Annotated in this window: 12 protein-coding genes; 6 read left to right on the top strand and 6 right to left on the bottom strand. The window is 54.7% G+C overall.

The window, feature by feature from the left end:
* The first annotated feature begins 3 nt into the window (after positions 1-3).
* The 3 genes from pcaG to map all read left to right on the top strand — a co-directional run bounded on the left by pcaG (position 4) and on the right by map (position 3,357).
* The gene (pcaG, locus tag M9H61_RS11950; protein ID WP_228196030.1) at positions 4-633 is read left to right on the top strand and encodes a protocatechuate 3,4-dioxygenase subunit alpha; all 630 of its coding nucleotides are present in this window, start codon (positions 4-6) and stop codon (positions 631-633) included.
* A gap of 233 nt (positions 634-866) precedes the next feature.
* Positions 867-2,507: a GGDEF domain-containing protein gene (locus M9H61_RS11945; RefSeq protein WP_250280608.1), complete on the top strand. Its 1,641-nt coding sequence runs from the start codon at positions 867-869 to the stop codon at positions 2,505-2,507.
* A gap of 100 nt (positions 2,508-2,607) precedes the next feature.
* The gene (gene map, locus M9H61_RS11940) at positions 2,608-3,357 is read left to right on the top strand and encodes a type I methionyl aminopeptidase (protein ID WP_250280606.1); all 750 of its coding nucleotides are present in this window, start codon (positions 2,608-2,610) and stop codon (positions 3,355-3,357) included.
* 98 nt (positions 3,358-3,455) lie between these two features.
* On the opposite strand, the gene M9H61_RS11935 is transcribed toward map, so the two are convergent.
* The 3 genes from M9H61_RS11935 to M9H61_RS11925 form a co-directional block, all read right to left on the bottom strand.
* Positions 3,456-5,648 (bottom strand): malate synthase G, encoded by a 2,193-nt coding sequence (locus M9H61_RS11935; protein ID WP_101247310.1) that lies wholly within the window; start codon positions 5,646-5,648, stop codon positions 3,456-3,458.
* Positions 5,649-5,877: 229 nt separating this feature from the next.
* Positions 5,878-7,323 carry an MFS transporter gene (locus tag M9H61_RS11930; protein WP_233433106.1) on the bottom strand — a complete coding sequence of 482 codons (1,446 nt, stop codon included), beginning with the start codon at positions 7,321-7,323 and terminating at the stop codon, positions 5,878-5,880.
* Between the two features lie 60 nt (positions 7,324-7,383).
* Complete coding sequence (locus M9H61_RS11925; protein ID WP_250280603.1) at positions 7,384-7,683, bottom strand: hypothetical protein; 300 nt, start codon at positions 7,681-7,683, stop codon at positions 7,384-7,386.
* Between the two features lie 78 nt (positions 7,684-7,761).
* On the opposite strand from M9H61_RS11925, the gene M9H61_RS11920 reads away from it, so the two are divergent.
* On the top strand, positions 7,762-8,718 hold the full coding sequence (locus M9H61_RS11920; RefSeq protein WP_250280601.1) for a TAXI family TRAP transporter solute-binding subunit: 957 nt from the start codon (positions 7,762-7,764) through the stop codon (positions 8,716-8,718).
* A 73-nt stretch (positions 8,719-8,791) separates the two neighbouring features.
* Positions 8,792-10,558 (top strand): TRAP transporter fused permease subunit, encoded by a 1,767-nt coding sequence (locus M9H61_RS11915; RefSeq protein ID WP_101247309.1) that lies wholly within the window; start codon positions 8,792-8,794, stop codon positions 10,556-10,558.
* An 86-nt stretch (positions 10,559-10,644) separates the two neighbouring features.
* Here M9H61_RS11915 and M9H61_RS11910 read toward each other — a convergent pair whose 3' ends face one another.
* The 3 genes from M9H61_RS11910 to M9H61_RS11900 form a co-directional block, all read right to left on the bottom strand.
* A complete protein-coding gene (locus M9H61_RS11910; RefSeq protein ID WP_068519944.1) occupies positions 10,645-10,836 on the bottom strand; it encodes a PLD nuclease N-terminal domain-containing protein in 192 nt (63 codons plus the stop codon).
* Positions 10,837-10,956: 120 nt separating this feature from the next.
* Positions 10,957-12,141 (bottom strand): NAD(P)/FAD-dependent oxidoreductase, encoded by a 1,185-nt coding sequence (locus M9H61_RS11905; RefSeq protein WP_250280600.1) that lies wholly within the window; start codon positions 12,139-12,141, stop codon positions 10,957-10,959.
* 72 nt (positions 12,142-12,213) lie between these two features.
* Positions 12,214-13,338 (bottom strand): GGDEF domain-containing protein, encoded by a 1,125-nt coding sequence (locus M9H61_RS11900; protein ID WP_250280598.1) that lies wholly within the window; start codon positions 13,336-13,338, stop codon positions 12,214-12,216.
* Positions 13,339-13,521: 183 nt separating this feature from the next.
* On the opposite strand from M9H61_RS11900, the gene M9H61_RS11895 reads away from it, so the two are divergent.
* On the top strand, positions 13,522-14,472 hold the full coding sequence (locus M9H61_RS11895) for a hypothetical protein (RefSeq protein WP_101247307.1): 951 nt from the start codon (positions 13,522-13,524) through the stop codon (positions 14,470-14,472).
* Positions 14,473-14,503: the final 31 nt, after the last annotated feature.

Here is a 14,503-nt window from a genome sequence, read left to right as displayed (position 1 = left end):
TCCATGGTGCAGTCACTTGAATATCTCAAAGAAACCGCATCTCAGACGGCAGGCCCCTATGTCCATATCGGCCTGATCCCTAAACAGGCGGGCTTTGATATTTTTGAAAACAATTTCACCAATATTATGGCCGATGAAAATACCCGTGGCGAACGGATCATCATCGAAGGCCGGGTGATTGACGGGACGGGTACGCCACTTCGCGATGCGTTGCTTGAAATCTGGCAGGCCAATGCAGATGGGCGCTACAATCATGAACTTGACCGCCAGAACAGGGGCGAGATTGATGCAAACTTCCGTGGTTGGGGGCGCACCGGTACTGATTTTGAGACCGCGGTGTACCGGTTTGAAACCATCAAGCCCGGTGTGGTGACAGGCCGAAATGGTCGGGATATGGCGCCGCATGTCAATTTCTGGATTGTCGCACGTGGCATCAATATCGGCCTGAATACGCGGATGTATTTTGCCGACGAACAAAACGCCAATGAAGTCGACCCGGTCCTGAACCTGATTGAGCAAACCGAACGCCGTAAAACCCTGATCGCAACGCGTGATGACAGCGGCGCTGTGCCGGTCTATCGCTTTGACATTGTTCTGCAGGGTGAAAACGAAACGGTGTTCTTTGATATTTGATCGGCGCGTTTGACGCTGATCCACGTGCATTCGAATATGACAGCCATATAAGATGGCTGTCATATTTTGTTTGGGTCCTTCTTCAAAACCGCTTGTCTGATCCTTATATCACCGTCATTAAATGCGGTATGGCAAACCAGCCGCACCGAGGGCAAACACGCAAAAACAATATGCCCCGGTCCCGGAGAGTGAGAGGGTCAGCCTTGAACAAGCTGTTTCAAGTCGGAATCCGTGTGCAAGTCGCCTTGGCAACTGCGCTTATGGTTGTCGGGTTGGCGGCATTGATGAGCTTTGTGGTCGGCAAACGGTCCGGTGCAGATTTACAAACGCAGATCGGCCTTGGCGTGTCTGATATCGCACTTCAGATGGCTGACGAGCTTGACCGCACCATGTGGACACATCGCGGCGAAGTCTCAGTTCTGAGCACATTGGGTGCCCTGCGCAATTTCGAAGATGTGCGCGAAATCAGTTCGATCATCAATCGGCTGCGCCGGGAAATTCCGGTTTTCACCTGGATCGGTGTACTTGATGACGAAGGAACGGTGGTTGCCGCGACCGGCGACATGCTTGTTGGAATGAATATCGCCCAGCGCCCCGTATTCCAGTACGGCAAGAACGGCCAGTTCATCGGTGATGTGCATGATGCCAAACTGCTTGCCGAAAAATTCCCGCTTTATAATGGTGAACCCATCCAGTTCGTCGATATCGCTGTACCACTGGTCAATGACAGCGATGAATTCACCGGTGTCCTGGCAACGCATCTGAGTTGGGAATGGGCCGATACGGTCCGCAAGTCGCTTTTTGGTGGTCAGGGTATCCATCAGAATGTCGATATCTTTGTTATTTCGCAGGAAGGCACGGTGTTGCTCGGACCCGATCAGGAACTGGTGGGGACCAGCCTGCGTCTTGATGCCTTGACCGAGGCAAAGCGCAATCATGTCGGCTGGAAAATAAGCACCTGGCCCGATGGCCGGGAATATCTGACCGGATATGCGCCTGCGGACGGGCATCTTGATTATGATGGTTTGAACTGGTCGATCCTCGTGCGTCAGCATGTCGATGATGCCCTTGCACCGGTATTTGAATTGCGCCGTGATATTCTGATCTGGGGAACGCTTCTTGCGGTCGTGTTCAGTATCATCGCCTGGTGGGCGGCCGGCTTTCTGGTCGGGCCGATCGGTCATATGGCCAACGCGATCGAAGCAATGAAGCGCGGCGAAATCAGCCAGCTCCCGGATGTGCGCGGCGCTCGCGAAATCAATATCCTGTCCAAAAACCTCCAGTCCCTGTTGGCCAAGCTGACGGAAAAAGATGCGGCATTGGGGGCGATGAAACATATCGCCCACCATGACAAGCTGACCGGGCTTGGCAACCGTTTGGCGATGGATGCCTATTTTGAACATGCCATTGCGCGCGCAGATCGCAAAAAAGGCGAACTGGCGATCCTGATGCTTGATCTGGATGATTTCAAACCGATCAATGACCGGTTTGGCCATGCGGCGGGTGATGACGTTCTGCGCGAAGTGGCAAAGCGGTTGCGGCGATGCGTGCGGGGTGGTGATCTTGTCGCGCGTCTTGGTGGTGACGAGATGGTCATTGTCTGTCATGTCGACAAAAACGGTGCCACCGAGGCCACCATGCTTGCCGAACGCATTCTGCACGAAATCCTGATGCCCTTCATCACGGGCGGGAACCGGGTCTCGATCAATATGAGCATCGGGATTTCGGTCTATCCGGAACATGGCCATGACCCGGAAAAGCTTCTGGAACGTGCCGATATTGCGCTTTATACCGCCAAGGCGCGGGGCAAGAACGGATATGTTCTGTTTTCGGATGTCGAAAAATCGTCTGACAGTTCAACTTCGCGGGCCTGACGCGCCGGTTGGGCCGCATCACGACAATTTCATCAATGATAAAACCCTGTCAGACGCGGGTTTTCTTGACTTTGCAACGCGCCATCGCAATAAGCATTTCATGACAGTTTCATCCCAAAAAGACCTTGACCATTTGCGCCGGATTGGCCGGATTTGCGCGCGTGCCCGCGATACGATGGGGGCGGCTGCGGTTCCCGGGATCACCACGGCTGAACTTGACCATATCGGACGCAAAATCCTTGAAGATGCCGGGGCGGTTTCCGCACCCGAAAGCGAATACAAATTTCCCGGTGCGACCTGTATCAGTGTCAACGAAGCGGTGGCACACGGCATTCCCGGCGATCAGGTTCTGGCCGATGGCGATCTGGTGAATATCGATGTGTCCGCGTCGCTGGACGGATATTTTTCCGACACCGGCGCCAGCTTCATTTGCGGCACGGCAAAGCCGGAAATTGCCAAGCTGTGCGAAGATGGCAAAAAGGCGATGTGGGCCGGGATCAAGGTGGTGCGCGACAAGGCCCCGATCCGTGAAATCGGTCTCAAGATTGAAAATTTTGCCCGCAAGGGCGGCTATACCCTGATCCGCAATCTGGCCAGTCACGGGATTGGCAAGTCATTGCACGAACATCCGCACACCATCCCGACCTGGGACGATCCCAAAGAACGCCGTTCCCTGAAAAAGGGACAGGTCATCACCATTGAGCCATTCCTGTCCTCTGGCGCGAAATGGGCGCTGGATGGTGAAGATGGCTGGACACTGTTTGCCGATACCGGTGATGCCACCGTGCAGTATGAGCACACCCTTGTTGTCACCGACAAGGGCTACGAGATCATGACGCTTGGCGAATAAACAGATTTTATGTTGCACTTGATGGTGCAGCATTTTTTGCAGCAAAAAAGCCGCCCGAATGATCCGGGCGGCTTTTGTTTTGATGCTTTTGGCGGGTTTTATGCGCCGTATTTCGCCTTGGCTTCGCGGCGGCGGGCATGAAGGACCGGCTCGGTATAGCCGTTCGGCTGCTCGCGGCCCTTGAAGACCAGATCGCAGGCCGCAGCAAAGGCGACGCTGTCATCAAAGTTCGGTGCCATATTGCGATAGGTCGGATCACCGGCATTCTGCTTGTCAACGACAGCAGCCATGCGCTTCATGGTTTCCATAACCTGTTCTTCGGTGCAAAGACCATGATGCAGCCAGTTTGCAATATGCTGGCTTGAAATACGAAGCGTCGCACGGTCTTCCATCAGGCCGACATCATTGATGTCAGGCACCTTGGAACAACCCACACCACTATCGATCCAGCGGACAACATATCCAAGGATCCCCTGGGCATTGTTATCAAGCTCTTCCTGAATTTCGCTTGGCATCGGTTTGATGTCGCCAAGGCGCGGAATGGCCAGAATGTCATCAAGGCTTGCGCGTTCGCGCTTACCGATTTCGTCCTGAACGGCACGGACATCGACCTGATGATAATGCATGACATGCAGGGTCGCAGCCGTCGGGGACGGAACCCAGGCACAGTTTGCACCGGCTTTCGGATGGCCGATTTTGGCAACCATCATTTCGGCCATACGATCAGGTTTTGCCCACATGCCCTTGCCGATCTGGGCGATGCCCTTCATGCCGCATTCAAGGCCGACATCAACGTTCCAGTTTTCATAGGCCGCGATCCAGTACTGGTCTTTCATCGCTTCCTTGCGGACAACCGGGCCTGCTTCCATGCTGGTATGGATTTCATCACCGGTCCGGTCAAGGAAGCCGGTATTGATGAATACAACGCGGTCTTTGGCGGCACGGATGCATTCCTTAAGGTTCACCGTCGTGCGGCGTTCCTCGTCCATGATGCCAACCTTAAGGGTGTTTTCCGGAACACCGATCGCGTTTTCAACAAATGCAAACAGATCGTTGGTCAGTGCGACTTCTTCGGGGCCGTGCATTTTCGGCTTTACGATATAGACGCTGCCATGACGGGAGTTCGAAAGCTCGTTCTTGCCTTCAACGTCATGCTTGGAAATCAGGCCGGTGATCATGGCATCCATGAACCCTTCGGGCACTTCATTGCCATTGGCATCAAGAACCGCATCGGACGTCATCAAATGGCCAACGTTACGCACCAGCATCAGGCTGCGGCCCGGAAGAACAACCTCGTTGCCGTCAAAACCCTGATAGGTCCGATCCGCATTCAGGCGACGGGTAACCGTTTTGCCGCCTTTTTCGAATTTTTCCTCAAGCGTGCCTTTCATCAGGCCAAGCCAGTTGCGATAGACAAGGGTCTTGTCTTCGGCATCAACCGCAGCGACCGAATCTTCGCAATCCTGAATGGTGGTCAGGGCCGATTCCAGAATGACGTCACAAACGCCTGCGGCATGTTCCTTGCCGATCGGGTGGCTCGGATCGATCCGGATTTCGACATGAAGACCATGGTTGCGCAGAAGGATTTCCGAAAGCGCACCGTTCTTTTCATTGTAACCAATGAACTGTGACGGCTGTGCCAGGGCACTTTCGCTGCCATCGGAAAGTGTGACAACAAGCGTCCACCAGCCCGAACCATCTTCACGGACTTCATATTTGGCTGCATCGGCATGTTTGCCGCTGGCAAGCGGAACCGCCTGATCAAGGAAATCTGCAGCATAGGCAACAACCGCTGCACCGCGTTTCGGGTTAAAGCCCTTGGTCTTTTCCTTGCCATCGGCTTCATCAATGACGTCGGTGCCATAAAGCGCGTCATAAAGGCTGCCCCAGCGTGCATTGGCAGCATTGAGCGCGTAACGCGCATTCATGACCGGCACAACAAGCTGCGGGCCGGCAACACGGGCAATTTCCGGATCGACATTGGTCGTGCCGATATAGAAATCATCCCCTTCGGGCAGCAGATACCCGATTTCGGTCAGGAATTCCTTATAGGCGGCCGGGTCGCGTGCCTGATCCTGGCGCGAAAGATGCCATTCGTCGATCTTTGCCTGAAGCGCGTCACGCTTTGCCAGAAGCTCCTTGTTTCGCGGGCCAAGTTCGGTGACCAGCTTTTCAAATGACGCCCAGAACTGATCAGAACTGATTCCCGTGCCGGGAATGATTTCGTTGGCAACCAGATCATGCAAAACCGTTGCGATCTGAAGTCCGCCTTTTTGAATACGTTGGGTCATGTGTTTCTCTCACCAGACTTGGAACCGCCGTGGGAGCAGGGAAATCATCCGATTATCGAACGTCGTCCTCTTTGCGTTCCCACGCTTTCATTTGCCACAACATATGGGTTGGAACCCGTGCTGGTCCACAGCCGGTTTTACTATTTCGGGATGTTTTCCGTATTATGGAAATAGACCGGTCACAGTGATACCGCCGGTATCGCCATCTGATCCCGGCGGGGCCTTTAAGCTATCGCGATGTTGAACCGGATGCGGGGCCCGTTTCCGATCCTGATCCCGACTGTCGTTCGGTGTCGTCATCGGGTTGGGGGTCGTCGAGTGCGACCTGACCGAAATCATCGGGATGTGCGGTGCCATCCGGGGTCATCATTTCAGCGATTTCATCAGGATCAAGGGGACTGCTGCCCGCGGTTTGGCCATCTTCCTGATCCTGGCCGGGGTCATCGGTGATCGGGGACAGTTCAAATGCCATCGGCGTTGTGCGCGGCACGGCAACAAACTGACCCTGTTCCTCGATGCTGATACGACGACCGAAACCGGCGCGATAGATCGCAAAACTTGCGACACAGATGCCGATAATCGCAAAACAGACCGGAAGCGCCCATGGGCCCATATGGCCAATGGCACTGGCACCCAGAAGCGGTCCTGTGGCGGCGGATGCACCGTAAATGATCAACAGGCCACCAGATGCAGGAACAATGTCTTCGGGTTCGAGATAGTCATTCACATAGGCCACAGCCAATCCATAGATCGGCATGATGAACACACCCGTGATGCCCCCCCAAAGCGTCAGGTTGTTGCGGATCATATCCGGCGCGGCAAGCGGGATCAGCCCACAGATCGCCAACCCGAACAGAACAACAATCATCACATATTGGCGCGGCACCATATCGGACAGTTTGCCGATCGGAAACTGCATGATCATGCCGCCCAGAATGACAAAGAACATGAAATAGGCGACATCATGGGTCGGCAAACCAAGGTCGGCGGCAAAAACCGGACCAACCCCGTAAATAGCCCCGGACAATACACCGGCACCCGATGCGGCAACAAAGCCGAGCGGCGAGATATTATAAAGGCGGCGGAACGTCATGCGTTCGCCGCTGACTGCCGTGGGGGGCGGCTGGCGTGTCAGTGCGAGCGGTACCAGAGACAGCGACAACAGAACCGAGGCCACCGTAAACAGCTCGAAACTGCTGATCGGTGATACATTCAAAAGCAGCTGACCAATTGCCAGGCCGCCAAGCGACACCGTCATATAGATGGCAATTGTACCGCCTCGCGACGTGTTGTCGGCCTGCGCGTTCAGCCAGCTTTCAATCACAAGATAAAGCCCCGATACACAAAGCCCGGTCAGCGCACGAAACAGCGACCAGGTGATCGGATCGACAAAAACGGCATGCAGCAACGTGATCGCGGATCCGGTCGATGCCAGGGCGGCAAAGGTTCGAATATGCCCGACCCGGTTAACCAGACTTGCGCCCCAGACAATCCCGGCAACGAACCCGATATAATAGGACGCCATAATGATACCGGTGAAGATCGGCGCGAATCCTTCTGCCGATGCACGCAGTGCCAAAAGCGATGATTGCAGCGATGCGCCACTGTTTAGCGCGAATGCGGCAAACAAAGTGGCTGACAGTGCAATAATCAGTGCGACCGGCGAGCGCGGCATGGCTTCCTCGTCTGAGTTCGTGTGGGGCAGGGACACCCTGCGGCAAGGATACGAAACATGTCAATCCAAACAAGCCATTGAAGCAAAAGGATTGTCATGCATTTTGGGGCTAACGCCATTCTGCACAAGAAGTTCCCGTGCAATTTCATCGCCTCCTTTAAGGGCGAAGCCCTGCCGCGAATAGTGCCGGTTTTGCGCAACTGGCATGTGAAATCCGGACTGCTTGAAGTCGATTGACGGCCAATCAATGCCACAAGCTGCTTGACCTTGGCGCCCCAGATGCTTTCTATGACCGGGAATTTGGTTCTTTTTGCCAAAAACCATCCTGAAAGCGGGCTGGATTTTGCGCGTTTTCGCCACCAGCGAAACGGTTCGTCTTCAAGTTCGGCAACCAAAGCCGACCGGCGGGCCACCATACAAGGGGAGGAAACCTTGAAAATGAAACGTACTCTTGGCGCCATTGCCGCCGGTGTCATGGCCCTGTCGATGGCGACTGCCGCACAGGCCGAAACCCGTGTCACCCTGAAATCGGCAAAAGCCGCATCGTCCTATTACCAGATGGCGGCCCAATTCGCCGAAGCCATGAAAACCGGTACCAACGGTGATGTGATCGTCACGGTCGAAGAAAGCCAGGGTTCGGTTCAGAACGTCATGGAAGCCATGGTACGTCCGGGCAACTATGTCTTCACGTCGCCGCCCGGTCTGGTCAGCCTCGCCCAGGCTGCCAAAGGCCCGTTCAAGGACCGCCCGGCTGAAAAATTTGCAGGCGTCCGCGCCCTGTTTCCGATCCCGTCCCTGACCATGCATTTCGTCATGCGCGCTGATTCCGGCGCGACCGATTTTGCCGGTCTCGAAGGCAAAACCATTTTGCTGGGCAAGGGCTCCTTCGGGGCCAAGGAAGGCGAAAAATACCTTGGTCTGTTCGGTCTTGATGGCAAGGTCAATCTTGCGGATGCCGAGCTTTCCAACGCGGTTGCCGCCCTTAAAAACGGCCAGATTGACGGCTTTGTCACTGCCGGTTCCTGGCCTGCGCCCAACGTGATCGAAGCGGCTGCGGGTACGGATGTGAATGTTCTGTCTCTGTCTGATGAACAGCTTGCCCTGACCAAACGTGACAAGACGGTTATCCCGGCTGGCACCTATAACGGTCAGGACAAGGACATCACCACCGCATCACTGTCTGTTGTCGCCTTTGCGACCACCCAGATGGATGATGATACGGCTTATCAGCTGACCAAGACCTTCTGGGAACAGAAAGCCAAAATGGGTCAAAGCTCGTCCTGGTGGAACGGTGTTGCGCCGGAAATGCTGGGCAACATCACCGGTAAAATCCATGCCGGCGCGCTGCGTTACTACGCCGAGGCAGGTTTCCCGGTTCGTGATGATCAGCGTTAAGCTCTGATCTTTTCTTGCATCACAGGCCCGGCAGTTTTGCCGGGCCGTTCTTTATCAAATGTACTGATCTGATATGTCGGCCATTTCTCGTCCCTTCTGGATTATCCTTGGTGCAGTTTCGATTGCATTTCACCTGTGGCTGATTTTTTCCGGCCTTGTTCCCAACCTTGTCAGCCGCCCGATCCACATGGCGCTTGCCTTGCCATGGGCGTTGATTTTTGTTGCGAAAACACCGGCGCAAAAAATTTCCGGCATCGCTTTGACCATTGTTGGTTTGTTCGGATGTGGCTGGATTGTTGCCAATCATTCGGCACTTGGCGATCAGTACGGATTTTTGATGGGCAACGGGCAGATCGCGATTGCGACCGCGCTTTTGCTGATTGTTCTGGAAATGGCGCGTCGCGCCATTGGCTGGCCACTGCCTCTGGTGGCGTCGATTGCACTGCTTTATGCGCTGTGGGGGGAATATATTCCCGGTGAATTCGGGCATGCGGGGCTTCCGGTCGAAAGCATGCTGGGCACCCTGACCATTGCCGAAGGCGGCCTTTGGGGCAGTCTGACCGGGGTGTCGGTCAGTATCGTTGCGATCTTTGTGATATTTGGCGCCGTTCTGAATGCTGGCGAAGCCGGACAGGGCTTCATGAATGTTGCCGGTGCGGCTGCTGGCCGTCTTAAGGGCGGGGCTGCAAAGGTATCGGTCGTTTCATCTGCACTGTTTGGTTCGATATCGGGATCGGCATCGGCCAATGTGGCATCGACCGGTGCGATTACATTGCCGGCAATGACCCGGCTTGGCTATCCCAAACGGCTGGCCGCCGCGGTCGAAGCGGTGGCCTCTTCAGGTGGTCAGATCATGCCGCCTTTGATGGGGGCGGGTGCGTTTGTGATGGTGGAACTGACCGGGCGTCCCTATGTCGAAATCATGGTTGCGGCGATCTTGCCGGCCATTCTTTATTTCCTTGCTGTCTGGGTGGGCATCAACGCCTTTGCCCAACGGTTCGATCTTCCCGGTGTGCCGGAAAAAGATCGCCCGACAATGCGGGCTGTGATTATTACATCATGCTTTTTCCTGGTGCCCTTTACCATATTGCTGTGGGGAATGTTCGGGGGGGGCTACACGCCGCAATACGCCGCTTGTCTTGCCCTGCTTGCCGGGGCGGCCTTGCTGTTTTTTGACGGCACACTGACCTTTGATCTGGTTCGGGCAAAGGATCGCTTTACCGACGTTTGTCTGAATGCCGGGCGTCAGGTGGCAATGATCGGGTCGATCATTCTTTGTGCCTCGATTGTGATCGGGGTTCTCGGGCTGACCGGGCTTGGGGTGAAAATTACGTCGCTTCTGCTGTCCGGGTCGGGCGGGATGTTATGGCCTGCCTTGTTGCTGACGGCACTGGCCTGTCTGATCCTTGGCATGGAAGTCCCGACAACGGCGGCTTATGTCATCTGCGTATCCGTGGCGGGCCCGGCTTTGATCGAACTTGGTCTTGATCCGTTGCAGGCACATCTGTTCGTGTTCTGGTTTGCCTTGCTGTCGACAATCACACCCCCGGTCTGCGGTGCGGTGTTTATTGCGGCGGGTATGGTCGAAGAAAACTGGCTCAAGGTTGCCGGAACCGCGATGGCGCTTGGTGTCGGGCTGTATATCGTGCCGCTTGCCATGATCGCCAATGCATCGCTGATTGATCTTGGCAATGATCCGGTCTGGGCGATTGCCGCGGGCCTTAAGGTTGCGGTTGGCCTGACGGCAATTTCGTTTGGTCTGATATCGCCGCGCGCCGTTGTGACGCGGGTGGCGCTGGTGTGTGCCGGGGCCGTGGCGATTTTTGCTGCGGGCATCTGACACCACATCTGAAATGACAAAAGGCCGACAGATATCTGTCGGCCTTTTGTGTTTTGATCTGTGAACCGCGAAGGTGCGATCTGATGTTATGCTGAGACGCGGCCGCTACGCGGACCGGCAAACAGCCAGATAATCAGTCCCAGTACCGGCAGAACCAGAATAAGAACCGTCCAGATAACTTTCGAGCCGGTGCTTGCACCGCTGCCCATAACGTTGATGATGGCCCACACGTCGGCAATCAGGACCAACAGGCCAATAATTCCACCATACTCAAGCATGTTCCAACCTCGTGTTTATTGCTGCGGCGATTTTTGCCGCGCTTGTCTGATAAACGGTTGAAATGCGGTGTTGTTCCCAACAGGGGAAAGTTGTTTGCAAATTACGCGTTAAAATAAGGGTCAGACGACCTGTCCGGCGGACCAGCCTGATGACCAGGCCCACTGGAAATTAAAGCCGCCAAGATGCCCGGTGACGTCGACGACCTCGCCGATGAAATAAAGTCCGGGCACGTCACGGGCTTCCATGGTTTTTGATGACAGGGCGTTGGTGTCCACCCCGCCGATCGTGACTTCGGCTGTGCGGTATCCTTCGGTGCCGCTTGGCATCACCGACCATTGATTGACATCCATCGCCAGTTTGCGAAGCGCCTTGTCCCCGGTTTCCCCGATGGGGCGTTCAAGACCGTGATTGGCCGTAATCATTTGCGCCAGCCGGTTTGGCAGGATGCGTGACAGAACGTTATGCACTGCTTGTTTCGGGTTTTCGGCCTTGGCGGCTTTCAGGATCTCAAACGCATCTTCTTCGGGGTTGAGGTTGACCGTGATGCTGTCGCCTTCATTCCAATAAGACGAAATCTGCAAAATTGATGGTCCGGAAAGTCCGCGATGGGTAAACAGCAAACCTTCGCGGAACTGCTTTTTGTTGCAGCCGACAACGGCATCAACCGAAATGCCCGAAAGTTCGCCGGTTTTTGTCCGCAGTTCCGGATCGAATACAAAGGGAACAAGGGCCGCACGGGTCGGAATGACATTAATGCCAAACTGACGGGCAATCTGATATCCGAACCCGGTGGCGCCGATTTTCGGGATCGACAATCCGCCACAGGCAACGACAAGCGACTGACAGGTCCATTGCGCGCCGGTGCGCGTCGTCACATCAAATCCGCCATCCTCCCGGCGGATGATGTTTGAAATTTCGGTGTTCAGGCAAATTTCGACATTTGCCGCATCGCATTCGTCCAGAAGCATATCTATGATCTGGAACGATGATTCATCGCAGAATAATTGTCCCAGCGTCTTTTCATGCCAGGCAATGTTGTAGCTGTTCATGAGATCAAGGAAGTCGTGCTGCGTATAGCGTTTCAGCGCCGACACGCAGAAACGCTTGTTTTCGGAGATAAAATTCTCCGGACTGGTATGGATATTGGTGAAATTGCATCGACCGCCGCCGGAAATGCGGATCTTTTCGGCGGGCTTTGCCGAATGATCGGCAACCACCACGGATCGACCGCGCTTGCCGGCTTCAATTGCACACATCAGGCCGGCTGCACCGGCACCAATGATCAGAACATCGATTTTTTTCACGTAAATCAGACCAGTTTATTTTCGACAGGTTGGCCTGCCTTATACGTGGAAATCGGCCGGTTGTCAGCGCTATCAGGCGCAACGCTGCTTTGCGGGCTTGCCGTCGGCTGATTTGGCCCCCTTTGCCGGGGATGTGACTTGGTCTTTGCGATGTTGTGCGTCGCGTTCGACATCGCGTTCGCTTGCCACCTGATTGCGGCCCCGCGATTTCGCAAGATAAAGCGCATCATCTGCACGTTCGATCAACCGTGCCAACGGTTCCCCGAACCGGAATGTTGCAACCCCGATCGACACCGTGATGCGCCCGACCTTTTTCTGGTTTGATTTGCTGACGATATTGTGGGTTTCCACATTGTGACGCAGCATGTTGGCGGCCTGTTTGGCACAGCCCAGCGTTGTTTGCGGCAAAATGATCGCAAATTCTTCACCGCCATATCGTGCGGCGAAATCCTGTCCTTTGACATTTCGCTCCAATGCTTCTGCCATCAGACGCAGAACCTGATCACCGACCTGATGGCCGTGATTGTCATTGAAGCTTTTGAAATGATCGATATCCAGGATCAGCAAGCTGACCGGTTTGCCGCTTTCCATTGCGGTCATGGCTTCTTCGCGAAGCTTCTCGTCAAATGCCTTGCGGTTGGCAATGCCTGTCAGCCCGTCTGTCATGGCTTCGTGGCGCATCTTGGCCAGATCCTGACGCAGGCGCGAAATCTCGGTCGAGCTGCTATCAAGGCTTTGGCCAAATACATGGCTGACATCTTCCATCTGCCGTGTTGCGCCAACAAGCGTGTGCAGGGATTGTTCAAGATTGCTGAAATCCTTGCTGGAAATATAGTCGCAGAAATGGTCAAGCGCCTCGGCGTATTTGGTGGTATCGACCCCGATTTTTTTGACGTTGTTAAGCGCATTGTTAAGCTGTCGGCGCAGCTCGGTCGTGATCTGTTCGGTGATCTTGCGTTCGCGTTCGGTACTGAAAAAACGGTCATGAATTGCCTTGCACTGCAATTCGTCAAATGCGCGGTGGTTGCTGCGCAGGATATCAATCGCCTGGTTCATGTCCGGGTTGGTTCCGGCCAGATAGGAATAGAAAATCAGAAAATTGTCAGGATGGGGAATCACACCAAGCTGCGCCATCAAATCCAGCGCAAGCTTGGAATGTTCTTCGGCATGTTCGTGACGTAGACCGTAAGTATGCATGGCCAACCTGGGGGATAATCCTGAACTGTTTCCTAACCGGCAGGTTAAGCTGTTTTTGGATCTGCTGTGTTGATGTGGATCAGTGATTTCTTATGGATGGATGCTTGCCGGTTTTAGTGTTTGTTCATTCCTGATACCTATGGTCTCATCACCGAACGGGCAGGAAAACAGGACGCGGGATCAATGACAAAAAAATGTGCTTTCTTCATTCTGGCTTTGATGCTGGGTCTTCTTTCTGTTGGCGCGATATCCCAACCGGTCCATGCCCAGACCGATGACACAAAAAGCACGTCTTCTTCGGAAAGTCCCCTTCCTGCCGATGGCATCGATTTCCGCGCGCTTGATCCGGCCGAACGGTCAAACATGCCGCCCTTGATGGAACGTTATGTTCTTGATGAATTGAAAAACCTTAGGACCGAAATGCAGGGCATGCGCGCCGAACTGCTGCGCGAAGTGGTCAACCGCCAGCTCGAAGCCATCGACAAGGCCATTTCCTATTCGTCCAATACGGTTACGTATTTCTTCTATTTCGTGGCTGCGGTGGGTGCGCTTTTGACCATGCTGGGCTGGCAGTCTTTGCGTGAACTGAAATCCAGTGTCCGCAATCTGGCGGATACGGAACTGCGCCGCCTTTCCGAAGAATTCGAAGCCCGCTTGTCCTCGCTTGAGGATGAGTTGCGCCTGAAATCCAAGCTGATTAACGAACATCAGCACGAAATCGAACGTACACAGACAATTCATGCCCTGTGGCTGCAGGCCAATCAGCTGTCAAATCCGCGTTCGAAAATCGAAACCTATGACAAGATTCTTGAGCTTGCCCCGGGTGATCCGGAAGTTATGGCCTATAAGGCGGACGCGGCCTTGCAACTTGGTGATCGTGACTGGGCACTAAGCCTGTGCAACCGGTTGCTGGCCGAGGAACCCGAAAGTGCCAATGGCTATTACCAGCGTGCCTGCGCCAATGCCGGGCTTGGCTTCCGCGAAGCCGCCCTTGCTGATTTGCAGCGCGCGGTCGAACTTTCCGAATCAATGCGCCAGCCCGCGTGGACCGAAGAAGAATTTGAACCGCTGCGTGATCTGCCGGAATTTGCAGATATTCTTGGTGATCCCAACGATCACAAGCCCGCAGAATGATCTAACCCATCTCTGCCGACCGGGACCAACC

It is taken from the genome of Thalassospira sp. GO-4, assembly GCF_023588965.1.
In the GTDB taxonomy this organism is placed as follows: Bacteria; Pseudomonadota; Alphaproteobacteria; order Rhodospirillales; family Thalassospiraceae; genus Thalassospira; species Thalassospira povalilytica.
Note: the sequence above shows the minus strand (reverse complement) of the source record. Positions and strands in the feature narration are given on the sequence as shown.

Bases quoted from the DNA above. Each gene is read 5' to 3' on its own strand.
- pcaG (WP_228196030.1), top strand. From the start codon at position 4: ATGGTGCAGTCACTTGAATATCTCAAAGAAACCGCATCTCAGACGGCA.
- map (WP_250280606.1), top strand. From the start codon at position 2,608: ATGACAGTTTCATCCCAAAAAGACCTTGACCATTTGCGCCGGATTGGC.
- M9H61_RS11935 (WP_101247310.1), bottom strand. From the start codon at position 5,648: ATGACCCAACGTATTCAAAAAGGCGGACTTCAGATCGCAACGGTTTTG.
- M9H61_RS11930 (WP_233433106.1), bottom strand. From the start codon at position 7,323: ATGCCGCGCTCGCCGGTCGCACTGATTATTGCACTGTCAGCCACTTTG.
- M9H61_RS11920 (WP_250280601.1), top strand. From the start codon at position 7,762: ATGAAACGTACTCTTGGCGCCATTGCCGCCGGTGTCATGGCCCTGTCG.
- M9H61_RS11915 (WP_101247309.1), top strand. From the start codon at position 8,792: ATGTCGGCCATTTCTCGTCCCTTCTGGATTATCCTTGGTGCAGTTTCG.
- M9H61_RS11910 (WP_068519944.1), bottom strand. From the start codon at position 10,836: ATGCTTGAGTATGGTGGAATTATTGGCCTGTTGGTCCTGATTGCCGAC.
- M9H61_RS11900 (WP_250280598.1), bottom strand. From the start codon at position 13,338: ATGCATACTTACGGTCTACGTCACGAACATGCCGAAGAACATTCCAAG.
- M9H61_RS11895 (WP_101247307.1), top strand. From the start codon at position 13,522: ATGACAAAAAAATGTGCTTTCTTCATTCTGGCTTTGATGCTGGGTCTT.